At 45.2% G+C, this 26896-nt stretch carries 21 protein-coding genes; 6 read left to right on the forward strand and 15 right to left on the reverse strand.

Features of this window, described 5'->3' with window-relative positions:
• Positions 1 to 288, reverse strand: a 288-nt coding sequence (locus tag L865_RS0118075) for an IS3 family transposase (protein ID WP_037471540.1), incomplete at its 3' end; no start/stop codon positions are given.
• 443 nt (positions 289 to 731) lie between these two features.
• Between L865_RS0118075 and L865_RS0118080 the strand changes: the two genes are divergently transcribed.
• Positions 732 to 989 (forward strand): YfhL family 4Fe-4S dicluster ferredoxin, encoded by a 258-nt coding sequence (locus tag L865_RS0118080; RefSeq protein WP_028774530.1) that lies wholly within the window; start codon positions 732 to 734, stop codon positions 987 to 989.
• 45 nt (positions 990 to 1034) lie between these two features.
• On the opposite strand, the gene L865_RS0118085 is transcribed toward L865_RS0118080, so the two are convergent.
• On the reverse strand, positions 1035 to 2258 hold the full coding sequence (locus L865_RS0118085) for a DEAD/DEAH box helicase (RefSeq protein WP_028774531.1): 1224 nt from the start codon (positions 2256 to 2258) through the stop codon (positions 1035 to 1037).
• A 167-nt stretch (positions 2259 to 2425) separates the two neighbouring features.
• Here L865_RS0118085 and L865_RS0118090 point away from each other — a divergent pair, with 167 nt between their 5' ends.
• Positions 2426 to 2794: a PilZ domain-containing protein gene (locus L865_RS0118090; protein WP_028774532.1), complete on the forward strand. Its 369-nt coding sequence runs from the start codon at positions 2426 to 2428 to the stop codon at positions 2792 to 2794.
• Between the two features lie 54 nt (positions 2795 to 2848).
• On the opposite strand, the gene radA is transcribed toward L865_RS0118090, so the two are convergent.
• Positions 2849 to 4213, reverse strand: coding sequence for a DNA repair protein RadA (radA, locus tag L865_RS0118095; protein WP_028774533.1), 1365 nt, complete (start codon positions 4211 to 4213; stop codon positions 2849 to 2851).
• Positions 4214 to 4441: 228 nt separating this feature from the next.
• Here radA and L865_RS0118100 point away from each other — a divergent pair, with 228 nt between their 5' ends.
• Both L865_RS0118100 and L865_RS0118105 read left to right on the forward strand, forming a co-directional pair.
• Positions 4442 to 6862: a PilZ domain-containing protein gene (locus L865_RS0118100; RefSeq protein WP_028774534.1), complete on the forward strand. Its 2421-nt coding sequence runs from the start codon at positions 4442 to 4444 to the stop codon at positions 6860 to 6862.
• 146 nt (positions 6863 to 7008) lie between these two features.
• Positions 7009 to 8283, forward strand: coding sequence for an alpha/beta hydrolase-fold protein (locus L865_RS0118105; RefSeq protein ID WP_028774535.1), 1275 nt, complete (start codon positions 7009 to 7011; stop codon positions 8281 to 8283).
• Between the two features lie 56 nt (positions 8284 to 8339).
• On the opposite strand, the gene L865_RS0118110 is transcribed toward L865_RS0118105, so the two are convergent.
• Both L865_RS0118110 and serB read right to left on the reverse strand, forming a co-directional pair.
• Entirely contained in the window at positions 8340 to 9299 is a 960-nt protein-coding gene (locus L865_RS0118110) for an alpha/beta fold hydrolase (protein WP_028774536.1), read from the reverse strand.
• A gap of 149 nt (positions 9300 to 9448) precedes the next feature.
• Complete coding sequence (serB, locus tag L865_RS0118115) at positions 9449 to 10429, reverse strand: phosphoserine phosphatase SerB (protein ID WP_028774537.1); 981 nt, start codon at positions 10427 to 10429, stop codon at positions 9449 to 9451.
• Positions 10430 to 10506: 77 nt separating this feature from the next.
• Here serB and L865_RS0118120 point away from each other — a divergent pair, with 77 nt between their 5' ends.
• Entirely contained in the window at positions 10507 to 11151 is a 645-nt protein-coding gene (locus L865_RS0118120) for an AhpA/YtjB family protein (protein WP_028774538.1), read from the forward strand.
• Positions 11152 to 11204: 53 nt separating this feature from the next.
• Here the strand turns inward: L865_RS0118120 and deoD are convergent, their stop codons facing one another.
• From deoD to pnp, 10 genes are all read right to left on the reverse strand, one after another.
• Positions 11205 to 11915, reverse strand: a complete 711-nt coding sequence (deoD, locus tag L865_RS0118125) for a purine-nucleoside phosphorylase (RefSeq protein WP_028774539.1) — start codon at positions 11913 to 11915, stop codon at positions 11205 to 11207.
• A 90-nt stretch (positions 11916 to 12005) separates the two neighbouring features.
• Positions 12006 to 13220, reverse strand: coding sequence for a phosphopentomutase (locus L865_RS0118130; RefSeq protein WP_028774540.1), 1215 nt, complete (start codon positions 13218 to 13220; stop codon positions 12006 to 12008).
• 12 nt (positions 13221 to 13232) lie between these two features.
• A complete protein-coding gene (gene deoA, locus L865_RS0118135; protein WP_028774541.1) occupies positions 13233 to 14564 on the reverse strand; it encodes a thymidine phosphorylase in 1332 nt (443 codons plus the stop codon).
• Between the two features lie 139 nt (positions 14565 to 14703).
• Complete coding sequence (gene deoC, locus L865_RS0118140; protein WP_028774542.1) at positions 14704 to 15483, reverse strand: deoxyribose-phosphate aldolase; 780 nt, start codon at positions 15481 to 15483, stop codon at positions 14704 to 14706.
• A gap of 450 nt (positions 15484 to 15933) precedes the next feature.
• Positions 15934 to 16767: an outer membrane protein OmpK gene (locus tag L865_RS0118145; RefSeq protein ID WP_084632583.1), complete on the reverse strand. Its 834-nt coding sequence runs from the start codon at positions 16765 to 16767 to the stop codon at positions 15934 to 15936.
• 335 nt (positions 16768 to 17102) lie between these two features.
• Positions 17103 to 18362, reverse strand: a complete 1260-nt coding sequence (locus L865_RS0118150) for a NupC/NupG family nucleoside CNT transporter (RefSeq protein WP_028774544.1) — start codon at positions 18360 to 18362, stop codon at positions 17103 to 17105.
• Between the two features lie 178 nt (positions 18363 to 18540).
• A complete protein-coding gene (locus L865_RS0118155; RefSeq protein WP_084632584.1) occupies positions 18541 to 19344 on the reverse strand; it encodes a TatD family hydrolase in 804 nt (267 codons plus the stop codon).
• A gap of 135 nt (positions 19345 to 19479) precedes the next feature.
• The gene (gene prfC / locus L865_RS0118160) at positions 19480 to 21060 is read right to left on the reverse strand and encodes a peptide chain release factor 3 (protein WP_028774546.1); all 1581 of its coding nucleotides are present in this window, start codon (positions 21058 to 21060) and stop codon (positions 19480 to 19482) included.
• Positions 21061 to 21203: 143 nt separating this feature from the next.
• On the reverse strand, positions 21204 to 22094 hold the full coding sequence (gene nlpI, locus L865_RS0118165; protein WP_028774547.1) for a lipoprotein NlpI: 891 nt from the start codon (positions 22092 to 22094) through the stop codon (positions 21204 to 21206).
• 302 nt (positions 22095 to 22396) lie between these two features.
• A complete protein-coding gene (gene pnp, locus L865_RS0118170; protein WP_028774548.1) occupies positions 22397 to 24508 on the reverse strand; it encodes a polyribonucleotide nucleotidyltransferase in 2112 nt (703 codons plus the stop codon).
• 200 nt (positions 24509 to 24708) lie between these two features.
• Between pnp and L865_RS0118175 the strand changes: the two genes are divergently transcribed.
• Positions 24709 to 26742 (forward strand): EAL domain-containing protein, encoded by a 2034-nt coding sequence (locus tag L865_RS0118175; protein WP_028774549.1) that lies wholly within the window; start codon positions 24709 to 24711, stop codon positions 26740 to 26742.
• The last annotated feature ends 154 nt before the right edge of the window (positions 26743 to 26896 follow it).

A 26896-nucleotide genomic window follows, 5' to 3' on the forward strand; every position in this document is an offset into this window, starting at 1 on the left:
GTTTTTCATTTCTAAATTAGAAACTTGTTTCTCTAATCGTTTGATTTTCTGGGCAGGTGTTTCTTTAGATTTAGACATAGGAGAGTGCTCCATGGGTTGCGTCCAGTCTAATCTACCATGCTTTCTTAACCATGTAAGGACCGTACTTCGACCTTGAATACCGTAGTGCTGTTGAGCTTGCTTATAGGTTAGCTCGCCTTTTTCTACTTGACTGACAACGGCTAATTTAAAGCCTAATGTGTAATCACGTTGTGTACGTTTAATGCTGATTGTGCTTGAAGGTTTCATAGATAAGTCTCCAAAGTGTCAACTTATCTCAGGACGGGACACTACTAGCATTTAAAAAGGCCGCTAATTGAAGGCGGCCTTATTATTGATGCTAAAGCCGTAATGATGCACGGCCTAAACACCCGTATTCCACACTCGGGGAAATAGGCTAAATGCATTTAAAAAGGCCCCTTTGGGGCCTTTTGATATCTAACGTAGACCCGATTGTAGTACCCCAAAAAACACTAAAAATCGCCCCTACCCATCTTCCGACCCACAATCCAACAAAACCCATACTAGATTGCATTAATGTGCCAATGTCGACATATTTAAGCTGGCAGGGCCATGTTGCTAAAACAGCAATATGGTATAATTAGCGATTAGGATTGCGTGAGTACACTGGTAATATCAATACCGAAGACTAAGCCGCAATTAATCTATCTTTAAATAGGCAATTTTGAGTCATGGCATTACTAATCGACGACAGCTGTATTAACTGCGACATGTGTGAACCTGAGTGTCCCAATCAGGCGATCACTATGGGGGAAGAGATCTATGAGATTGAACCCGCATTGTGTACAGAATGCGTGGGTCATTATGATAAGCCTACCTGCGTTTCAGTTTGCCCCATTGACTGCATTGACCCCGACCCTGACCATGCTGAATCTGATGATGAGCTCCTGGTTAAGTATCACCTTATTACCGGTAAACCCGTTCAGTAATATCACGCCCATTTGCTGCTCATCACTCAGCTAGCCTTGATTGCCTTAGCGTCTTTTGCCGCGGCCAGCACGACGTTTTGCCCGCTGCCTTTGGGCTGCGCGGCTGTTTTTCCCGCTGATAACCGGTGCTTTCGTTAAGTCAGGTTCAAACCCTAGCTCCCACTGCTGGGGTAAACGTTTACCCAATAGCGCTTCAACTTCTTCCAGTAACAATTGATCCTCGTCACTGTATAGCGTCACCGCAAGCCCAGATTTGCCAGCTCGACCAGTACGGCCGATGCGATGTACGTAGTCGGCAGCAACAAAAGGAAATTGGTAGTTGACCACAGTCTGCAAGTTAGCAATATCAATGCCGCGGGCCGCCACATCTGTTGCAACGACCACCGATAGGGTATTGGCTTTGAAGTCAGTGAGCGTTTGCTCTCTAAGCTGTTGGGATAAATCCCCATGGAATGCAGCCGCCTGATGACCTTTGCCAAGTAACTGCTTTACTACCTCATCAACTTCAATCTTTTTACGACAAAATACCAATAACTGCTGCCAACCGTGCTTGGTAATAAGATGACTAAGCAGGTCAATCTTTCTATCGTTATCGACCGCGTAAACTTGCTGATGTATCTCGGCAGCGGTTAGCTGTTGCTGCTCAGTTTCTATGTGTTGCGGCGAATGCATCATTTTGCCGGCAAAGCCACTGACTTTACTGGCTAACGTCGCTGAAAATAACATCGTTTGTCGCGACCTTGGTAAGTGCTTAGCAATGCTACGTAGCTCGTCATGAAAGCCCATATCAAACATGCGATCCGCTTCGTCAAACACTAAGGTTTGTAGGGTTGACAGCTTAACCGCACGGCGATTAATCAAATCTAACAAGCGCCCCGGCGTGGCGATGAGCACTTGGGGCTGCGCCTGCAGCTGCTGCTTTTGTTTATCAATACTGACCCCACCGTACACCACACAGCTTTGCAGTGATAATGAACTTAAAAACAGTTCAAATTGCTGCGCGACTTGTACTGCCAGCTCACGCGTTGGCACTAACACCAGCGCCTTAATGCCTTGGCTGTTGTCGCCATCATCAGCCATCAATTGCTGAATAATGGGCAGCGCAAACGCCAAAGTCTTACCACTGCCAGTTTGGGCTTTAGCCAGCATATCTTTGCCGGTTAATGCCACAGGAATCACCAATGATTGAATCTCTGTAGGCTGCTTAAAGTCGGCTTGATTTAGCAAAGTAATAAGCTGAGGGTTCAATGATAACGATGCAAAACTCATGATGGACAACCATTAATAAAATCAGTCGCTAGTATAACAAAACTAATGCTTAGGACGATCACGCTTTAAGACTTGATAGATTAATTACCGAGATTTTTTACACTTAAGCCAACTTAGCATATGCTTAGGGCATAGCTAAGATACTTATCGACGCCGAAGGAGCAACTATGGATGAGCGCCGTCAGTTTTCGCGAATACTATTTGACGCCAATGCCTATCTGCAGCAAGACCAGCAAACTTGGTCTACAACCATTATTGACCTTAGCCTAAACGGGGCATTGGTGCAGTTACCGAGTGATTTTGATGCCAGTGATGCACCAATAAAGCTTGGCTTTACTTTGCCAGGCTCTGACATTGAGGTGTCGATGCAAACCAGTTTAGTGCATCGAAAAGATCAACAATTGGGTCTAAAATGCCTACATATCGATATTGATAGTATCAGTCATCTGCGCCACATGTTAGCGCTGAATTTAGGCGACGCATCATTACTCAACCGAGAGCTAACCCTATTCATTGAGGCCCACGAGAATAACTAACAAAAAAGGCTAAGCAATAATGCTTAGCCTTTGTGCTGCAAGCAACCTGTCTGTTTATAGCGCTTCTAATGCCTGAGACAATTTAGTCACCCCAATTACTTCCATCCCCTGCGGGGGCTTTTTAGGCACATTCGCTTTTGGCACTATCGCACGTTTAAAACCATGTTTTGCCGCTTCTGTTAACCGCTCTTGACCATTCGGCACCGGACGGATTTCACCTGATAATCCCACTTCACCAAACACCACTAAGTCCCGGGCCAATATATCGCCTCTAAAACTAGACACCATTGCTAATAACAAGGTTAAATCAGCACTGGTTTCGGTCACTTTAACGCCACCCACCACATTTACAAACACATCTTGGTCCGCCATCATTAAGCCACCATGACGATGCATCACAGCCAACAGTAATGCTAAGCGATTCCCATCAAGACCTACGGCCACACGCCTTGGATTGGCCATCGCCGAACTATCGACTAGCACTTGTAACTCCACCAGCAATGGCCGCGTGCCTTCCCAAATCACCATCACTAACGAACCTGACGCATCTTCCTCACCGCGAGACAAAAAGATAGCAGAGGGATTGGCCACTTCTTTCAGTCCGCGCTCTGTCATCGCAAACACGCCGAGTTCGTTAATCGCACCAAAGCGGTTTTTGTGCGAGCGTAAAGTGCGGTAGCGGCTATCGCTATCACCTTCAAACATCACCGAGCAATCAATACAATGCTCTAACACCTTAGGCCCGGCGAGACTGCCATCTTTGGTTACATGGCCTACCATGATAACGGCAATACCATGTTGTTTAGCAAAACGGGTTAGAAACGAAGCTGACTCACGCACTTGCGATACACTGCCTGGAGAAGACTGGACATCACTCATGTGCATCACTTGAATGGAGTCGACCACCATCAGCTTAGGTTTTTCTTGCAGTGCGATTTCGCAGATCTGCTCTACACTAGTTTCTGACAACATCCGCAGTTTACTGGTGGGAAGACCAAGACGGTTAGCCCGCATCGCCACCTGTTGCAGTGACTCCTCACCGGTAACGTACAGTGCGTTCATAGTCTCAGCTAGCTTACATAAGGTTTGGAGCAACAAAGTACTTTTACCCGCCCCTGGATGACCACCAATCAATATGGCTGATCCCGGTACAATGCCGCCACCGAGTACCCTGTCAAACTCCTTAAAACTGCTCGATATGCGGGGTAATTCGTTAAGATCGATCTGATCCAGTGTTTGAACCTGCTTGTCCGTGCTACCTGCGTAACCACTAAATTTCGCTGTGCGCGCGGTAGTTGCTGGACCTAAGCGTACCTCAGTAATGGTATTCCATTCTTGGCAGGCACTGCATTGCCCCTGCCATCTTGGGAAATCTTGACCACACTCATTACACACATACGCTGTTTTGTTTTTTGCCATAACTTTGAGCTACTCATCGACCTTATTTGAAGAACTTGAATGCGAACCGCACAGTCACTGAACAGACCTGTTGCTATATTTGCTAAGCAACACTGATTTTGTCAGCAAAAAGATGTAAATTAATGCTTATTAAGTAATATATACTCAACCACTATCAAGTTGCCCTGTGGGCTGCCGACATAAGATTAACAGCCACTCACTCAATTAGCATCCAAAAAGACACAATCAATGAGCTTAGAACAACATAGCGCCCTGATAGAACAACTCAAACCTCTGTTAATGGAAACAGACTTCGATGAGTTGTTTGAAAGGCTCACTGCCAGTGAGTCTAACTCAACGCGCTTTTTGTTAAAGATGGAGCTCAAACGTATTGCCGCGGCCTGTACCCGAATTATCGATCTGCGCGACAAATCTGAATTGCCCTGCTTTGAAGTCAAAATGGGCAAGCAGACCCACTTTTTAGATGAACCAGCCAAGGTTAAATTTGATGAAGCGGTGGCCTTGTATCAAGACAACTACACTTTAGGTGTTTATGAGCAAGTCCTCGAAGCGCATAAACAGCGACGGCTCAAACTGCGAAACCTCAATCAAAGTAACGATGCAGGCATTACACCTTATGTCGCTAACGGCGTGGTATTAGGCAGTTTTTTCAATCGCAGCGAAGAGCGAATGAATTATGCGATTCGTATCTCTGTAAGCCAAGATGGTCGCAATGAACTCAGTGGCGTGACCGCCGATCTGTCAGTGGGTGGCGCAAGGATCCGTATTCCCGCGGCCCATCAATTTGTTGCCGATAAGCCGATACGGGTGAAACTACTCGGACTCAGTGATGAATACTACGATAAGGACTTGCAGCAAGGTATTGATTACCAGATTGTTGATAGTGAGAAAAACCCTGAACATTGTTGGTTTCGATTAAAGCGGTTGAGTGGCTCTGAAGGCTTGGCGAAAATGTTAGGCAACCTAATTCAAGGCTATAAATTTCGCTACAAAGTCGACATCAACGACGTACTCACCGCTGCAATAGGCTTGGGATTCGAGCGTCATTATCTGCCGCATTTGCCACACTTACCTTTGTATGTCGAGCAGGTAGAAGATAGCGGATTTCAAATCACCCACAAGCTCTTAAGCCGCGACAATCAAGCAATTCAACAAGCGTTTCAAGACGAGAATGAAATTAGCCAGCTGCCTAGCATGCTAACTCCAGCGCGTTTAAACCGTTTGCTGACCAAAACTGACAACCCAGACCACAGCCTGTTTTTCTGTTTTACCTTTCAAACAAAAGGCTGCATCTTTTTTTACTCAGCCAGTTTAGCTGAGTTGAAACAGCAAAACCTGTTAGCGCTGTTTTTGGGCTTCGGATGCACTAAATCTTCGTGGCGAGTATTCAAAGTCGCTCAGCACAAAATTGACCATCAAAAGTCCTATAAATCAAGTATGCTGCCCGGCGATGACAGTCGCTACTCTTCGTTAGTGGAATCTCAACTGCAGCGATTCAGCCATGTGTTACAACTGATCGATCTCACTAATGAAGACCAACAGGCGAGCTACCAGCAATGGCAGCAGTATAGTAATGAAGCCGCGAATGCCCTCAAACCATTTGGGCAGCCTAAATGCAAAGCCAACTCTATAAAATTACTGTCACTGCAATTTACCGAGCGGCGTAATGAAGCCCGCTTTTCATTTAAAACCTATGTCAAAGTGAGCCAAGGTAAAGTGGTCGCTGAAGGGTTTACCCAAGACATATCCAGTAAAGGGCTGCAGCTGACCGTCGCTGAAGCGGCAAATTTTGACACCACTGCGCCAGTGATGCTGAGCTTTCCCAAGCTACAAAGTTTGGCGGGAAAAACTAAGCTTAGCCAACTGCCCTATCGCTTAATTCGCACTCGGCGCAACGGCGTGACCATGCACCTAGCCGCGATGATGGGCCACACCCCCCATGTCGGGGTGGAATTTCTCAATAAGCTTATCATCCAAAATCGCGATAAATTGGAAAAGCTAACCGAGGCGAACAGCGATAAAAAAGAGCTGTCAGATGGCTTAAAGAATTTATTGATGCGCCAGCTGAGCCCGGTACCTTACTTTATTGAAAAAACAGCTAAATCAATGCAGTTAACCACAATTGGCCTAAGTCAACAGCGTAATGAAGTTAGCGACATCTTCGCTGCGTCAGCTGCAGACACCTTACAATACAATCTAGAACCACTGCTCAGTCACAACCGTTTAAAAACAGACTTCATTGAGCCTATCAGGCAGATGAAACCACAACATGGCTTGGACTACTTCGAGGTATTTGTGCAAATATCCCGGCAGTCTCAGGGGCAGATAAAGGCGAAATGTTTGCAGCCACATTTAATCGGCGACAGTGACGCACAGGTACACTTTATTAAGCAAAGCCAGCACCTAGGTCGCTTCATGGCATTAAGAATATATCGCGGGGCTACCGGCAAGCCCGATCTTAATTACATCAGACGTGAATTGGCCTACATTAATGTTCATGCGCAACATAAAGCTAAAGAGCTAGAGCGCCGGTTATGGCGTATTGTTGGTGTGGGTGAACTACTGGAAATCACCCAAGAAGTGCAATTGCGTTACCCGACTTTATACCAAGAACTGGTTAATGCCCCCCTAAAAACCCAAACCGCATAATTAAGACAATAATTTGATTTTAATATATTTTTAAATCATCACTGAAACTTCACCGTCGACTCACCGCAATTTCCCCAAAGTGAGCTTTGCAACAAAATACAAGCTGCTAAGGTGGCGTTATTGTATTTTACCTAGGAGTTATCACGATGAAAAATATCGCCTTAATCGGGCTATTGCTTGGCTTATTATATGGTTTACTCGCCTTTCCCTGCATGGCTGCCCCCGTAGACGAGAAATCATCTATCGCCGTGAGCCGCCCGCTTATCTCAGGGCAGGTATTTAGCCACCACTCAAGCGCTTTTGACTACACCCGACGGGTTATGATTAGCCTGCCAGAGCGTTACCATTTGCATGAAAAACGTCGATATCCAGTGCTATATGTCGTCGATGCTGATTTTCAATTTCAACATGTCTCCGCTATCGCTTTGCACTTAGCCCGTATGGGCAAAATTGCCCCGATGATTGTTGTCGGTGTGGCTAATCAGGGAGACAGCGACTACCTGTACTCGACAACTTGGCCAGTAGAAGGTGAACAAGATTTTGGGGGCGCGCAACGTTTTCAGCAATACTTGAGCGAGGAGCTACTGCCACTCATCAACCAGCAATATCGCACCAATCAACAACAGGCGCTGGCAGGCTATTCCCTAGGTGGCTTATTTAGCTTATACAGCATGATGCAAGCCAAGACGCCATTCAACGCATTTTTGGCAATGAGCCCCAGTGTTTGGGTTGATAATTATGCGCTCCCTTCGCTGATTGAGCCCCTACTTAAACAAGATAAACTTACAGGGCCACTATTTGTCTCGGTGGCGAACGAGCAAGATATGGGCGTGGATAAGCTAGTGGCTAAGTTAAACGCCATTCCAAATCAACTACAGTGGCAATTTAAGCAATATCCACAAGAGAATCATTTTACCACCGCGCTCCCAGCCCTATATGACGGTTTACAGTTTCTGGCACCAAACTACGGTGAACTCAGTGATGGTAGCGATCTTGTAGCGATGGGGGATTATAAAGTGGTCTTAAATCGATTTAAGCAGCAGCAAAGTCATTGGGCTGGTTTTGAAATCGAATGGTTACATGCCTATCAATTTGCGAAGTACCTGTCTTGGTCAAAGCAGTATGATTCGGCGCTTGAAGCATTAGCACTCGCACGCAAATTGTTCCCGCAATCTGCTACCACACTCTGTATTGAACTAGCCAAAGGAGCACTGATTCGCAAGCAACAGCCACTGGCAACACAACTGCTAGATAGTTGCCAAGCTCAGGGGCAATCGCGGCCATTTTGGCATTTGCAGCGAGGTAAGCTCTATCAAGCCGCAGGAGATGCAGACCTTGCTAAGCAGCATATCCAGCAGGCTAAAACGTTAGCTAAACAATATCAGTTAGCCAGTTGGGAGATATGGGAACTGGCTAAGTAGTTTTCATATTGTGGGCTGAGCAGTTTTCAAAATACGGGCTAAGCAGCGATTGGGACTTAGCCACAATTTTGGTACCACTGCTTAATGCCCACAAAGTGATCATTAACGGCGTCTTTGTGAGTTAGCATTTCAGCATGGCCATAATCATGTTTGTAACCGTCGCGTTTGGATAACAAGGTTTGTTTCACATCTCCAAACTGACACTCTTGCACCATGCGACTGACATCGTCTGGATGGCCCAGCACACGATCCCCCCGCCCTGCAATAAACCAAGTTTTGGGCCAACCGCCACGCTGTGCTACTTGCTTAGCAGCCTGCGCGTAATCGAAGCCATCATCAAAATCGATCCAATCGCCTCTTACCCACTCTATGCTCTGGCGCAGTGATGCCCGAGTTTCATTGTCCATACCCAAACGCCACCTGTCTGCGGCTAAATAACCGTGTCGTTTTGCGATGAGGGGTGCGACACGATTCCAAGTCACATCGACCATGAGCCATTTTCTCAACGACTTCACTTTAATCGTTCGTTTGGTCCCTAGTGTTAGCAGCGAAGCAACGCTGGATTGAATAAACTCAAAGCGGGCTATGGCGCTCGTCATCAATACGCCACCCCATGAATGCGCACACCAATGAACTTTACTCGGCGCTTGTTTTAACGGGTGATTAGCTAGCTTGTGCTGATGCTTGGATAAAATAAAATGCTGCACCAGTGGCAACTGTTCACGAATGACCTCCCCCTGGCCATGACGCTCTCCACCAGCCAATTTTGGGGTACTCAAACCACGACCTAAAGTATCAAGCACATAAACAATATACCCTGCTTGGGCTAGATAGCAGGCCAGGCCTTTACCTGAGTCACTGTAGAACACGCGGCCATTAGACATCACACCGTGCAACATCAAAATGGGAGTCTTTTGATAGTCGGCATTGGCAGGCATCAACTGACGTACATGCAGCGCGCCTGATTGATAAGGCAAATAGTGAGAAACTTGGGTAACAACAGGGCCATTAGACACAAGACTAAATAATCGAGAATTTGACTCTAAATTACTTAGCCTTGCTGACGAAAACAAGAGTAATTACTCAAACAATTAGCGTTAAAACAACGACATTCTGAACTATGTTAGAAATTCAAAACGTTAACTCACGATATTAAACGTTAAATTTATTTACCGGTACGCAGTAAAAATGGCAATGCACGTAAATCTAGACTGTCTATGGCCAAATCAGCCGCTGCTTTCAACTTAGGTTTGGCATGAAATGCAAAACCACAGTCAGCTTGATTAATCATGGGAATATCATTGGCACCATCACCGATAGCCAGACGCTGACCAGCAGCTATCTGCCATTGCTGGGCACAATGCAGCACTGTATCGGCTTTAAACTGAGCGTCGACGATTTGGCCCGTCACCTCACCGGTCAATTGACCATTGTCAATCACCAACTCATTGGCATAAGCTGCATCTAAATCCAAAAGTTGCTTGAGATGACCCACAAATGGCGTAAAGCCACCGGAAGCTAAAACCAGTCGCCACTGATGTTGTTTTAGAATTTTTACCATGTCGGTTAAACCAGGCATTAACGGTAATTGCTGGCATAAATCATCAATTATCTGGCTGTTCGCGCCTTGCAGTTTTGCTACTCTGGCGCGCAAGCTCTGCTCGAAATCAAGCTCGCCTTGCATGGCTTGCTCAGTCACCGCAGCAACCGCTTCGCCAACGCCTGCCATGGCGGCTAACTCATCAATACACTCTATTTCAATGGCGGTAGAGTCCATATCCATCACCAACAGACCAGGCTTATCTATTCGCGGCAGTGGCTGGTTTAGCACATAGCCCTCAACCCCCTTGTTACTATTAAGCGATGCTATTGCTTGGGGAGAAAACGGCTGCTCACTACACACCTCGATGCATTGTAGGTCAGTATCACGTTGCACAACGGCAACAGAAACCGCTCCTAAGGCCATGATAAACTCATTAATTACGGCGCCAGAAACGTTCGATTCAAATACAATACGACAACAATGTTGCTGCTCTGAATACTGCCATTCTTGATGGCGATTAATCGCCACACCAGCAAATGACGCAGCGGTTTCATCGTTAAGCATTATCCAGTCAAACAACGACTTAGAACTCGAACTTTCCATGGGCTATCAATCTCCGGCTATCGGCTTTGCTCATAATCAATTATGATTAAACAAACCCGTTTATTTTTAGGTACAAAGTGTTTTTTTTAACAGGCCTTAGAAAGACTCACCGAATAACCAGACTGGTCCAAATTGCCATTGCTGTTACTCTGATGGTCGGCCTTTTTCAATTATGGGAAACAAGCCTACTACAAGGGCAGCAGCTTCTAAAGTCCCAAACGGAAAAGATGGCACGATTATTAGTTCAGCAAACTGCGTATGGCGCGACTCCGGCGCTTCAGCTGCAAAATGATGAACAATTGCAATGGCTAACCCAAGCCTTAGTGCAAGATCCTAAAGTGATGGCCGCCACTATTTTTAGCGAGCAAGGTCAGCGCCTGTCTTTTGCTCAAAGTGTCACTGATGAAGATTTAGAGGCTGATTCGCAAGCGATGATAGATGCGCTCGCCACCTATCCACCTTATGTTGAAGCTGTGAGTCAAGACGGTAACAACCTTGGGTTTATTGAAGTGAGACTCGAACCCAAGCTGTTTTTTAATGAGATCAAAGAAGCCCATCAAATCAATATGCAGCAGCAACAAATGATGCTTATTATTGCTGGGATTATCGGATTATTACTCTCTAGAGCGCTGTCATTTAAACGGGCTGATTTTGACCGCCGTAAAACCCGAGTCAAGTTACGCAAACGTCCCGCCAAGAGTAAAACAAGCAAATCGAGTTAATCAGTAGCCAAAAAAAACGGGCCATGTGGCCCGTTTTTTTGCGACAGTGCATATTACAGAGTAATAGCGGCGTCGAGTGTCATTTCGATCATTTCGTTGAAAGTGGTTTGACGCTCATCAGAAGAGGTCTTTTCACCCGTACGGATATGATCCGATACAGTAACAACGCACAGTGCTTTCGCGCCAAACTCTTTGGCTACACCATATAGGCCTGCTGCTTCCATCTCAACACCGAGTACATCCATTTTTTCCATCACATCAAACATTTCTGGATCTGGAGTATAGAAAAGGTCAGCAGAGAAAACGTTACCGACGCGATACTTAGTGCCTTTTGCATCAGCCGCTTTAACGACAGCACTTAATAGGCTGTAATCACAAATAGCAGCGAAGTCTTGGCCTTTAAAACGCAGACGGTTAGTTTGTGAATCAGTACAAGCGCCCATACCAATAATCACGTCACGCACTTTAACGTCAGTGCTGATCGCGCCGCAAGTACCAACACGAATAAGATTTTTAACGCCGTAATCTTTGATTAGCTCAGTTGCATAGATAGAGCAAGATGGGATACCCATACCTGAACCCATCACAGATATACGAGTACCTTTATAAGTACCAGTAAAACCTAGCATGTTACGAACATCAGTCACTTGCTCAACATTTTCTAGGAATGTTTCAGCAATATATTTTGCACGTAATGGATCGCCTGGAAACAGAACGGTATCTGCAAACGCACCATCAACTGCATTAATATGTGGTGTAGCCATCGATTTAACCCCTTTTGGTAGACTTTTGTCTTTTTATAAATGGCGACCAAGTTAGCCGCCAAAGTTTAAATTCGTTATTGAACTATGGCACTAAATAAATGATTCGCCATATTCCATTGGCTCTAAGCCAAAGTAACTCGCTATTGACTGACCCATGTCAGCAAAACTCTTACGACGACCAAGTGAACCTGCAGCTAGACCAGCGCCATAGGCAATAACCGGCACATGCTCACGTGTGTGATCAGTACCAGGCCAAGTGGGGTCGCAGCCGTGATCGGCAGTCAACAGAAGTAAATCATCTTCACCTAAAATGGCCAGCATCTCGGGTAAGCGCGAGTCAAAGTATTCCAGTGCTCGAGCATAACCGGCAATATCGCGACGATGACCATAGTGAGAGTCGAAATCTACGAAGTTGGTGAAGACAATCGTTCTGTCACCAGCTTGTTTAACTTGCTCTAGCGTGGCATCAAACAGCGCTTCTAGGCCGGTAGCTTTTACTTTTTGAGTAATACCGCAATGGGCATAGATATCGGCAATTTTGCCGACACTAACCACTTCACCGCCATCGGCAGCCAGCTTATCAAGCACGGTTTTTGCTGGCGGCTCTACCGCATAATCTTTACGGTTACCGGTACGCGCAAAATCATCAGGGCCAGTGCCAACAAATGGACGCGCAATAACACGGCCAATATTATACGGCTCTAGCTCTTCACGGGTGATTTGGCACAACTCATAAAGCTTCTCTAAGCCAAATGTCTCTTCATGACAGGCAATTTGAAACACTGAATCTGCAGAGGTATAGAAAATTGGTAAACCACTGCGCATGTGCTCTTCACCCAACTCTTCTAAAATAGCGGTACCAGACGCGTGGCAATTGCCAAGAAAATCCGTTAACCCTGCACGAGCGAGAATTTTATCGGTCAGCTCTTTTGGGAATGAGTTTTCTAAATCGCTAAAGTAGCCCCAATCATATAGCACTGGTACGCCAGCCATTTCCCAGTGACCACTGGGAGTATCTTTTCCTGAACTCAACTCTTCGGCGTGACCATAGGCGCCAATCACCTCAACGTTGTCAGCAAAACCCGCTGGAAACTGACCCGTGCTCTCCATCGCAGCATGAGCTAAACCCAGTTTAGCCAGGTTTGGCAATTTCAACGGGCCTTCACGTCCATCATTGGCTTTACCGTCCGCACAGGCCTGAGCAATATGGCCAAAGGTGTCTGAACCCACATCGCCAAATTTATCAGCGTCGCCTGCGGCGCCAACACCGAATGAGTCCATCATCATAATGATTGTACGTTTCATAACATTACTCCGTTAGAGATCCGATGCGCGTATATAGCGATAAATCTCTGGTGTTTGTTCAGGTTTTGCATCACCGACATGAATGGCTGCTTTAACAGCACTTGCCGCTTCTTCGAATGCACTTTCTGATTGCGCATGAATCATGGCAATCGGCTTATCCATAGTGACTTCATCACCTAAGGCAACCATATCTGTTAGGCCAACACTATAGTCTAACGCATCACCTGGTTTACGGCGTCCGCCACCTAAAGTGACGACAGCCAGTCCTAACTCGCGGGTATCCATCGCGGTAGCAAAACCGCTACGGGCTGCATACACAGGTCGGACAATGGCAGACTTAGGCAGGTATTTATCGTAGCTCTCAATGAAGTCTGCTGGACCACCGAGGCCGGCAATCATTTTGCCGAAGATCTCGGCAGCTTTACCGTTATCTAATACTTGATTTAGTTTAGCGCGTGCTTCGGCTTCATTGCTAGCAATGCCGCCTAATACCAACATTTCTGCACATAACCCCATAGTGACGGCATAAAGACGCGGATTACGATAGCGCCCAGTGAGGAAATCAATCGCTTCTTTCACTTCTACCGCATTTCCCGCACACGAAGCTAACACCTGATTCATATCGGTCAGCAATGCAGTGGTTTTAGTTCCTGCACCATTAGCCACCGCAGTGATACTGCGAGCAAGTTGTTCTGATGCTTCATAGGTCGGCATAAAAGCACCACTACCCACTTTGACATCCATGGCTAATGCATCTAGGCCTGCGGCAAGTTTTTTCGACAAAATTGAAGCTGTGATAAGTGAGATAGACTCTACCGTTGCGGTATTATCACGAATAGAATAGAAACGTTTATCTGCGGGAACAAGATCGCCAGTTTGGCCGATAATCGCCACACCCGCTTCCTTTACAACCTTTCTGAATAGCGCGCTGTCAGGTTCTGTTTGATAGCCAGGGATAGCATCAAACTTATCTAATGTACCGCCAGTATGGCCTAAACCACGGCCGGAAATCATTGGCACATAACCACCGCATGCGGCAGCCATGGGGCCAAGCATCAAACTGATGACGTCACCAACACCGCCAGTACTGTGCTTATCAATGATAGGACCATCTAAGCCTAAGCTCTGCCAATTAAGGACGGTACCAGAGTCACGCATTGCGGTAGTAAGTGCAATACGCTCATCCATGTTCATATCATTAAAATAAACCGCCATACCTAACGCTGCGATTTGCCCTTCTGAAACACCGTTGGTGGTAATACCGTTAACAAAGAACTCGATTTCCTGTTTTGATAACGCTTCACCATTACGCTTTTTACGAATAATCTCTTGAGCTAGAAACATGCTACTGCCTCCTAACTTGTCACTAACATCCACTATTAGTGACAAATTTTGGTCTAAGGCGCCAAGACCTGTAATTCAATTACAATATGATACGCAACTCTCGACGCTCGCTGTTAGATTTAGATCACGATTTACTAAATTAGTAACCTTGTGGTCCTTTAGGTGCATCACCTAGATCTAACGTGTGTAGCAAGTTAACTAGCAAGCTAGACGCGCCAAAACGGAAAGTGCTTGGCGTCGCCCAGTCAGAACCTAATAATCGGCTGGCAACACCTAAAAATTCAGCTGCTGCGGCTGCATCACGTACGCCACCAGCAGGCTTGAAGCCTACTTTTGTGTTCTTCTCGCTGATCACTGTCATCATGATCTCTGCGGCTTCTAAAGTCGCGTTAACCTTAACTTTACCCGTTGAGGTTTTAATGAAGTCAGCACCAGCATCAATTGACAGTTCTGATGCTTTACGAATTAAGGCGGGATCGGCTAACACACCTGATTCAATAATCACTTTGAGCAATACGCCTTCACCGCATGCTTCTTTACACGCTTTTACAAGCTCGAAGCCGACAGTTTCGTTGCCTTCCATTAATGCACGGTAGGGAAATACCACATCCACTTCGTCTGCACCGTAGGCAACTGCCGCACGGGTTTCGAGTACTGCGATAGCGATATCATCATTACCGTGTGGGAAGTTAGTAACAGTGGCGATTTTTATCTCTTCACAACCCATCTCATTCAGGGTTTTACGCGCGATAGGAATAAAGCGAGGATAGATACAAATTGCTGCGGTATTACCTGCTGGCGTTTGAGCTTTATGACACAGTTCAATGACTTTTTGATCAGTATCATCGTCATTAAGTGTGGTTAAATCCATCAGCTCAATGGCTTTTTGTGCAGCTTGTTTGTGAGTAATATCGTTCATAGTGCTCTCCGTAACGTAATTCAAAAATTAGTCTATAAATTCACGTAAGGCATATGCTGGAGCTGGCATTATTTTGATTATTGTTATGGCCGGGCCTTCAAGCTATGCCGTAAACGTTGAATGATCAGCGTCGCCAGTAAGGCGATAACTGCCAAAACAACATTCATAATTCAGGTATTCAATGAGATGTAACTATAGCTGACATCTGCATCCTGACACTGGGTCACGACTTGAATCCATGAAGACCGGGAAGGGAGCAGTACGCATAAATTCAGTTATGCAATTTCTACCTTTCCGCGAAAAGTCCATTTTAGCGCGTATAAAATTTAACTCTTACTTAAACAGCATAAATCAATTTATCGCATGCTTAAGTAAAAATTAATAGCCTCTAAATGTAAAGATTCCTTATCAAGGAGTAGAGAGCCGTATTGCTACGGCTCTCAAGTACAATTAGAAGTTGTACTTAGCAGAGAAGATCGCTGCGTTTTGGTAACCTGGAGTACCTAGCTTGTTATCAGCATAACGGTACTGTAGACCAAGAGTGAACTTAGAAGTCGCGTTCCACCAAAGCGCTACCGCACCATTTAGACCAGTGCTGTCGCCGTTAGTTTCAACCCAACCAGCATCGCCTGGACCACCACAAGTATCTGCTGCGCAGAAACCACGGTACTCATCAGCACGTGCGAATTCGATTTCATTCCAGTTAGTGATCATGAAGTCTTGGCCACCAAGCTTGAAGTTATAGCCTAATACCCAACCAGCCATGCCGCCGTTAAAGCCAGCGCCAATGAAGTTGTTGTGTACATAGTGAGCACCTAGGAAAGGCTTAACCCATAGGCCGAAATCAGTGTTGATGTCGTAGCTAACACCTAATACGATGTTTTGCTCGTAGAAACCTGAAGAATCAGCGATGCTATATAGCTGACCGTAGTAGTTCCAGTTGCTTTCGCCGATGTTTACCGCAACAGTACCTTTGGCAGCGATACGGAATGCTTCAGCAGCATCTTCACCAGCATCGTAACCCCAGTCACCTTTAGTTGGGTTTTCGAAATCGATAAAGCCGTAGACATCACCCCAGTCGTAACCAGCGCCACCTTCAACTTCAAGATATACGAAATCAGCTTTTTGGCCGCCTTCAGCAGTAGAACGGTCTACAGTGCCTTCAGACCAGTCTAGGTAGTTTACCGATACGTTGGCAAAACCATAGTATTGCTCTGCTGCTACAGGTGCGGACATCGCTGCTAAAGTCGTTGCCGCTAGTGCTAACATTTTAACGTTTTTCATCATCAACCCCATTGTTTATGGCTTCGCTGCTCTTTTCGAGTCAGCATTCTTTTTTTGTTGGCGCCGCATTGTACTCAAATTCACTGAAATCTCAATATAATTCGACTAAAAATGCGAACACATTATCTTAACATTCGAACAAACATCTGATTTTTGGTTAAATTTTGACTTATACCGCTATCATTTGACACTTGCTAGACACAACTTTACCGCGCAGTCGCTGCTGTCAGCGCTGTTATGCCATTTTGAAAATTGGTTGTCTTAACTAGGCTCTGCCTCATTGCAGAGCCTATGCACAGGGGGAGAAGTCCCCCATTTGAATAACTTGAGCTGTATTACAACGCTAGGAATAGACCCGCTAGCGTTGCACTCATCAAGTTAGCTAAAGAACCGGCGATAACTGCACGGATAGCTAGCTTCGCTAAGTCATGGCGACGTGTTGGTGCCATAGCACCTAGTCCACCAAGTAAGATAGCGATTGAAGATAAGTTAGCAAAACCACATAGTGCGAATGAGATAATCGCTTTGGTGCGGTCAGACATCACTTCACCTGTTGCTTCAACCAAGATTCCGCCATCAGCAACATCTTTTAGGTATGGAGCAAAGTTTAGGTAAGCAACGAATTCGTTAACCACGATCTTTTGACCGATGAAAGAACCGGCAACAAGTGCTTCGTTCCAAGGTACACCGATTAGGAAAGCTAGCGGCATAAAGATGTAACCTAGGATAAGCTCTAGCGTTAGACCTTCTTGACCAACTAAACCACCTAAACCACCGATGATACCGTTAATCATCGCAATCAAACCTACGAATGCGAGTAGCATTGCACCAACGTTAAGTGCTAGGTGCATACCTGAAGAAGCACCTGCTGCAGCTGCGTCTAGCACGTTTGCTGGCTTATCAGGGTCTTCTGGAAGCTCGTCCATTTCATTAACTGTAGCTTCAGTTTCAGGGTGCATTAGCTTGGCCATTAATAGACCACCTGGTGCTGCCATGAATGATGCGGCAACTAGGTACTCAATCGGTACACCCATCTGCGCGTAACCTGCTAGTACAGAACCCGCGATAGAAGCTAGACCACCAACCATAATGGCAAACAGCTCAGACTGAGTCATTGTGGCGATAAACGGACGAACCACAAGTGGTGCCTCTGTTTGACCAACGAAGATGTTCGCTGTCGCTGACATTGATTCTGTACGGCTAGTACCTAATGCTTTTTGTAGAGCACCACCGATAATACGGATAACCCACTGCATGACACCTAGGTAGTAAAGTACGGCGATTAGAGAAGAGAAGAAAACGATAACTGGCAGAACGTTAACTGCGAAGATGAAACCAACTTTAAAGTTAGCTAGATCACCAAACAGGAAGCCAATACCATTTTGCGCGTAACCGATAACGCTTGATACGCCATCTGAAACGCTTTGAAGAATATCTTTACCGATTGGAACGTATAGAACAAAACCAGCAAAAAACGCTTGAATTGCAAGTGCACCGAAAACGGTACGTGGATTAATCGCTTTTCTGTCAGTTGATAACAGGAAACCGATTGCAAGTAGGGTGACCACCCCTACCAAGCTCATTAGTATATTCATTAACCATCACCCTATTGTTAACACTTTTTAATTATGTTGTTAAGCAACCTCATTTTCGAAAACGATTATACCCAACGTGCTGGTGAAAATCGTCGTTTTGATCAAGTTTTTGAAGTTTTATTTCAACGTCTTAGTCACAAATTATGATGCGATTTACATCTGTTTTTTCAAAAAAAATTTAGAGGTCAAAGAGTTGCACAGTGTTACAAAACACGTGTTCTGAAACTAGAACAGCAGATTTTTTTTGTAAATTCGCTATTTTCTTAATTAGCAATGGCAAAATAAGGCCAAAATGTGGGTCATTTAAGGTTTTTGTGGTCTGTTCAACTGCGTTGACCTGTACAATATCAGTCTCGATCACTAAACAATCTAGCGGAACATCTTGAATCACCTGTTGCAACTTCTTTGCATTTTCATTCAACAATATTGCACCAATACCCAACTTGAAACCCAAACGTATATAGCGTGTTGCTAATTCAGGACTGCCATAAAAGCCATGAATCACTCCGCCACGGCAAAGCTCAGCTTGTTCGATTAGTTTTAGCACCTGTTCATGGGCTTTCACAGCATGGATGATAACTGGCAAATTGTACTGTTTTGCCAGTGCTAATTGCGCACTAAAGCTGTGCAGTTGCCAATCAAAATTGTCGCGATAGTTGCCATCTAGGCCACACTCGCCAATAGCTACCAATCGACAGCTAGTCCGTGATTCTTCCGCTAGCCGCGTAGCTAACTCGCTTATCTGCTGCTGCCAGTGCTGCTTGACATACCAAGGGTGGATCCCCAAAGAAAAAGCGTAGCCAAATTGATTAGCGACTTGCAACTGCCTAGACCACAGCGAAGGCTCCACTGCGGGAATAACGGCGTCGTTAATACCCTGTTCCTGCATGAGTGCCGCCAATAAGCTTAACTGGTGCGGATCGCTAATATTATCAAGATGGATATGGCTATCGATCATCGCTGCTATTGATTGCTCGGTCACACAGACTCCCAAGGTTCAGCCCTTAAATTGGCGAGATAACATTAGTTTAGTGAATTACGGACATAAAAAAAGCAGACAAGTCTGCTTTTTTTATTACATCAATGAGCGCTTCACTCAGTGATTTGTCTACTTAGCTTAGTTTTCTCGAGTCTTAGCAAAGTCGATGTCTGGGTAACGCTCCATCGATAAGTTTAGGTTTACCATCGTTGGCGCGATATAAGTCAGGTTATCACCGCCATCGAGTGCTAAGTTGTTGCTGCACTTACGCTTAAACTCTTCAAGTTTCTTATGATCGTCACAATAAACCCAACGCGCTGTTGCTACGCTGATTGCCTCATAAATGGCTTCAACCTTATATTCAGATTGCAAACGCGCCACGACCACTTCAAACTGCAACACCCCGACCGCACCAACAATCAAATCGTTGCTGTCTAGCGGACGGAATACCTGTACCGCTCCCTCTTCAGATAGCTGCACTAAGCCTTTAAGCAATTGCTTCTGCTTTAGCGGGTCTTTCAATCGAATGCGACGGAACATCTCTGGCGCAAAGTTAGGTACACCGGTAAAACGTAACTTCTCACCTTGGGTAAAGGTATCACCAATACGAATAGTACCGTGGTTATGTAGACCGATAATGTCACCAGGGTAAGCCGCCTCTGCGCGGTTACGATCGCCAGCCATAAAGGTTAACGCATCACTGACGTTTATATCTTTACCTAAACGAACATGGTGCATTTTCATACCCTGTTCATAGCGTCCTGAACAAATGCGCATAAAGGCTACACGGTCACGGTGTTTAGGGTCCATATTCGCTTGGATCTTAAATACAAAACCGCTGAACTTAGCTTCGCTAGGCTCAATATCACGTACATCAGATTCACGCGGTTGCGGGGTTGGTGCCCATTCAACGATGCCATCAAGGATATGATCAACACCAAAGTTACCCAATGCAGTACCAAAAAACACCGGTGTCAGCTCACCCTTCAAGAAAGCTTGGTGGTCAAATTCATGGGATGCGCCAACGACAAGTTCCATCTCTTCGCGAATTTCTTCAGCGTAGCTGCCGATTGCTTCGTCCAGCTCAGGGTTATCCAACCCCTTAATGATTCGAGAGTCTTGGATGGTGTGACCCATACCATTTTGATACAAAATGACTTCGTCACGTAGTAAGTGATACACACCTTTAAACTCTTTACCCGCGCCAATAGGCCAAGTAATAGGAGCACAAGCGATGTTAAGTACTTCTTCTACTTCGTCCATCAGTTCAATAGGATCGCGAATATCACGGTCCAATTTGTTCATGAAGGTCACGATTGGCGTATCACGCAAACGGGTCACTTCCATCAACTTAATGGTACGTTGCTCTACACCTTTTGCTGAGTCGATGACCATGAGGCAAGAGTCGACAGCGGTTAGTGTACGATAAGTATCTTCAGAGAAGTCTTCGTGACCTGGCGTATCTAGCAGGTTAACCAAAGCATCATTGTAGGGAAATTGCATCACAGAGGTGGTGATTGAAATACCACGATCTTTTTCCATTTCCATCCAGTCAGACTTAGCATGTTGACCAGACTTTTTCCCTTTGACGGTCCCCGCTTTTTGTAACGCGTTGCCGAACAACAACACCTTTTCGGTGATGGTGGTTTTACCGGCATCGGGGTGAGAAATAATGGCGAAAGTACGACGCTTATCGACTTCTACTTTATAGCCTGACATGAGTACCTGCAGATAGTTGAATTTGACAAAGTCGGCAATTATAGCGCTTAGCTTTTCTAATGGCTAGGACATGGGCCCTTAAATACAATAAACCCCAGCGCGGCAGCAACTGGGGCTAGGTTAAGACTAGTGATACACACTCGTTATTGAGCGGCGTTAACTTGTTCGCCAATTTTTGCTAATTCTACTCGTGCGTAGCGATGTTCAACAAAATCATAAATATTGGTGGCTAACGCTAATCGATAATAGTTTGCCGCATCGTTCAGCTCGCCCTGTTTCTGGGCAACTTTAGCCATGTAGAAGTATGCCTCACATAAACGCTCAGCGTACTCATTGGGATTGGTTAACCCCTGCTTTGCTAATGCAAAGACTTGCTCTTTAGTTAGCTTGCCAAGATAGTAATCAACTAAGGTACTCGCCCAAGCTGAATCAGCGAGTTGTGTGCGGTTATATTGTAATCGCGCTTTGGCTTCCGCCTCATTGACTTCGCTTTCGGTAATATACAACCACAAAGCACGATAGCCATCTTGCTGGTCACCGTCGAAAAAAGCTTCCATATCGGCAACGGCCAATTGATTACGCTGGCCATAATAGAGTGCTATACCGCGATTAAGGAAAGCATAATCATAATTTGGCGCCAGCTCTAACACGGCGTCAAAAGCTTCATAAGCACTATCAAACTCGCCTTCTTGGGTGTAGTAGATCCCCAGGAAATTGTACGCGTCTGCCAGGTTAGGCTGCAACTTCAGTGCTTGATGAAAGTCAATACGGCTTAAAATACGTAAGCCAACACTGTCATAAATCACCCCACGGTCATAATGAAAACGTGCACGTTGCTCAGCGGTCAATTCCGCAGAAGTTAAAATTTCATTGAGGCGAGCCAATGTCACTTCCAATTTATAATCAGGCATTACCGGCGCGACCATGACCTTGCCATTGTCGGCACTGTCAGACTGAGTAGACACACACCCAGTTAATAATACGCTTACACCGGTCATAAGCACGATGGCAACGGTACGTAATTTTTGATTCATCCATTTAACCTTATGAATTTAACTGCAACCTCAATCATAGCAACCTCTCTAGGCGACGGCTATCTACTAGGATAAAAAATCACTAAAAATAGTTAATCTTAAAGCAGTTATCGCTACTTTTGTCTAAAACTTATTATATTGACCACGCAGCCAGCCCTGAGTTGCAACGACAATAATAAAAACTTCAATAAACCGCGATAGGGTCACTATTTATCTATAGAGAGACAAGCCACATAGGTGTCGCTAAAAATCAGCCAATAAAAAAGGAGGCCTAAGCCTCCTTTATTAAGTGTAAATCCAAATTACTCAGCAGCTGGTGCTGGCTCTTCAGATTTAGGTGCAGCTTCTTTCATAGAAAGACGTACACGACCTTGACGGTCAACTTCCATCACCTTCACTTTCACTTCTTGACCCACTTCTAGGTAGTCAGACACGTTTGCAACGCGCTCTTCAGCGATTTGTGAGATATGAACTAGGCCATCTTTACCTGGTAGAATAGTCACGAATGCACCGAAGTCTACGATACGTACAACTTTACCATTGTAGATTGTGCCCACTTCAACTTCAGCAGTGATCTCTTCAATACGACGAATCGCTTCTTTCGTTGCTTCGCCATTAGCTGAAGCAATCTTAACGGTACCGTCATCTTCAAGTTCAATCGTAGTGCCAGTCTCTTCGGTAAGTGCACGAATAGTTGCACCACCTTTACCGATAACATCACGAATTTTCTCTGGGTTAATTTTAAGCGTAGTGATACGTGGAGCGTGATCAGAGATATCTTCACGGTGACCATCAATAGCTTGGTCCATTACGTTTAGGATATGAACACGTGCGCCATAGGCTTGCTGTAGCGCAATCTGCATGATCTCTTTAGTGATACCTTCAATCTTGATATCCATCTGCAGAGCAGTAATACCATCACGGGTACCGGCTACTTTAAAGTCCATATCACCTAAGTGATCTTCATCGCCTAAGATGTCAGACAGAACAACGAAATCATCGCCTTCTTTAACTAGACCCATTGCAATACCCGCAACAGAAGACTTAATTGGTACACCTGCATCCATCAATGCTAGTGAAGTACCACAGACTGACGCCATAGAGCTTGAACCGTTAGATTCAGTGATTTCCGATACAACACGTACGCTGTATGGGAACTCTTCAGCACTAGGCATAACGGCATTGATACCACGCCAAGCTAACTTACCGTGACCGATTTCACGACGCTTAGGTGAACCAACCATGCCAGTTTCACCAACTGAGTATGGAGGGAAGTTATAATGAAGCATGAAGCGGTTAGTGTACTCACCCATGATGCTATCAATCTTCTGTGCGTCACGCTCAGTACCAAGTGTACAAGTTACTAGTGCTTGAGTTTCACCACGAGTAAACAGTGAACTACCGTGAGTACGTGGCAGAACGCCAGCCATCACGTTTAGTGCACGAACCATGTCTGGCTCACGGCCGTCGATACGTGGGTTACCAGCGATGATACGGCTACGTACCACTTTCTTCTCTAGGCTACCTAAAAGGCCGTCGATTTCACGAGAATCCGCTTCTGGGTTCTCTGCAAGTAACGCTTCTTTAGCAGCGGCTTTAACAACACCAACTTGTGCGTAGCGATCTTGCTTAACTTCAATTTGGTAAGCTTCAGTAAGACCGGCTTCAGCCAAATCTTTAATCTTTGCAACTAGGTCTTGGTCTTGAACTGGCGCAGTCCATTCCCAATCAGGCTTGTTGACTTCAGCTTTAAGCTCTTTAATAGCATTGATAACAACTTGCTGTTGATCATGACCGTATACAACCGCACCTAACATTACTTCTTCAGGCAGTGCACTTGCTTCTGACTCAACCATCAATACTGCGCTTTCTGTACCAGCAACTGACAGCTCAAGCTGGCTGTTCTCTAGTTGAGAAACCGTTGGGTTTAAGATGTATTCGCCATCAACATAACCCACACGAGCTGAACCTAGTGGACCATTAAATGGAATACCAGAAATAGACAGTGCCGCAGAAGTACCAATCATTGAGATAACTTCAGGGCTAATTTCTGGGTCAACAGATACCACGGTGATGATAACCTGAACTTCGTTTTTAAATCCGTTAGGGAATAAAGGACGAATTGGACGGTCAATTAGTCGCGCTGTTAGGGTTTCGCCTTCACCTGGACGACCTTCACGCTTAAAGAAACCACCAGGGATCTTACCTGCTGCATATGTTTTTTCCTGGTAATTAACGGTTAGCGGGAAAAAGTCACGGCCTGGCTCTTCAAATTTTTTGCCAACAACGGTAACAAGTACTGTTGTATCACCCATACTTGCCAAAACAGCTGCATCTGCTTGACGTGCAATAACCCCAGTCTCAATAGTGACTGTGTGCTGACCATATTCAAAACTCTTTACGATTGGATTCACGTGAACCATTCCTTAATATTTAATTACCTTTGATTACGCGCGTAAGTATACTGCACATTTGCTAGATAGATAAAGGGCACATATTAATGACAAAGAGAAATCTTTTCTCTAAAGTAGGTAGCTGGACTAAAGTTTTTGTTGTGAAGTCGGTGATTTTAGGGTTTAAATAACAATTCAGTAACAGTCAAAGGACGGGATACATGAGCGCCAGCTTTAAATCTCTCACATGGAAGCAGACAAGTTTAGTTGTTTTCTCTGCGCTTTTTTTCGCGATAGCGATTTTTATCGTTGAAATTGCGCTTGTGGGTGTTTCTGCTCGGCAACAACTGATTGAAGCCCAAAATGAACTGTTAAACTCCGTTGAACAACCTACTGCTAATGCCGTCTGGGCACTCGATGATAACTTAGCGAAACAAACCCTCGAAGGCGTATTGAAGGTCGAGCATGTCGGCTCATCGGTGATTGAACTGGATGACGGCTCCATGTTTGTGTCAATCAGTAATCCGCAAAGCAGTAATGACCTATTTAAAGATTTAAGCAGTAAATTATTTGGCGATTTAAAAGAGATATCGCGAACTTTATACCGACCATTCTATTTTGAAGGCACTGATAAACAACAAGTTATCGGCACACTTACCATATTTTATAATACCCAAGAACTGACCGATTCATTGTTTTCACAGTTGCGCTTTAGTTTTCTTGCCACCTTGGCCAGGGCTCTACTGATAACTTTAGTGCTATCGATAGTATTCCACCGTTTTCTTACCCAGCCGATTGCCAAAATTAGTGAAGCTATCGATAAGATTGAGCCCGAATCGCCCGATGAGAATTTACTGCCGGTTTCCAAAGCGCACCAAGATGATGAGTTAGGCTTAGTGACATCAAAATTTAACCAAATCTTAATCCAATTTGGTCAAACTCAAGCCAAATTACGCAAAATGGCCACCCGAGATCCACTCACAGGTTTGCCCAATCGCACCCTACTTTTAGAAACCATTGCGGTCACTATCCAACGCGCTAGAGTGCACAAACAGCAATTTAGCATGATGTTTATCGACTTAGACCGCTTTAAAAACGTTAATGACTCCCTTGGTCATGCATTGGGCGATCAGTTCTTGGCACGAATTGCACGAGTGCTTGAACGCGTTGTGGGCGATCGCGGTACCGTTGCACGTTTAGGCGGCGATGAATTTGTTGTTCTAGCAGATGATGTGAAAACCCCAGATCAAGCGGCAGACTTCGTCGATAAGCTGTTATTAGAGCTCAATACCCCCATGCAGCTCAACGAGCATACCATTCACCCTGCGGCGTCAGTGGGTATCTCAATTTATCCTGACGATGGCCTCAGTGCCGAGGATTTAATTCGTCACGCCGATATAGCCATGTACAGTGCGAAAGCCGCTGGTTCTAACCAATGGGCGTTCTTTAAGCAGCAAATGACCGAGCGCGCCGCGGTACGTTTACGCACGGAAGCGTCACTGCATGATGCATTGCGCAATGAAGAGTTTTTACTGCACTTTCAACCTAAGTTTGATATTAAAACCGGTGAAGTTATCGCTTGTGAAGCACTTATTCGCTGGCAAAAAGATGGCCGCTTAATCAGCCCGATGTCTTTCATACCGGTTGCTGAAGAAACCGGCATCATCATCCCTCTAGGCCGCTGGGTTATTGAACAAGCCTGTAAAACCATTAAGTCCTGGCAGCAACGCTATAACTTTGCCTTACCCATCGCGGTAAATGTCGCGTCGCAACAGTTTGCTGACGCTAGTTTAGTTCCAGACATTAAACAGTTGTCACTTAGGTATCAGATCGATCCCAACTTACTTGAGATAGAGATTACCGAAACCTCGTTAATGAATGACATTGAGCTAGCCATCAGTAAGCTAGAGCAGTTAAAAAGCGCGGGATTTGGTATTGCGGTTGATGATTTTGGTACCGGTTACTCTTCACTGTCATACCTGCGCCACCTGCCGATCACCACCATGAAGATTGACCGTTGCTTTGTGACAGACTTACCCCACGATAGCGCCATTGCATCGACTATTTTGATGTTAGGAAAGCAGTTGGACTTAAACATTGTCGCTGAAGGGATTGAAAACAAACAACAGTTAGATTGGCTAAAAGACAAAGACTGTCAAATAGGCCAAGGTTTTTACTTTAGTCAGCCACTGACACAAGAAGATTTCGAAAACCAATACATTAAAACCCAAACGGCCTCCATTAGCCACATATAATAGCTCCGCGCTATTATATAGTTAGCCTATAAAAAGTATGCGCTGGTTTTATACCAATCAGTATAAGAATTTGATCTACTCAGCGCGCTTTGGGCAAACTAATTCAAGGCGAATGATTGAAACAATGGTTGTTCCCTTGTGAAATTATTCAACG

This window comes from Shewanella waksmanii ATCC BAA-643 (assembly GCF_000518805.1).
GTDB classification, from domain to species: Bacteria; Pseudomonadota; Gammaproteobacteria; order Enterobacterales; family Shewanellaceae; genus Shewanella; species Shewanella waksmanii.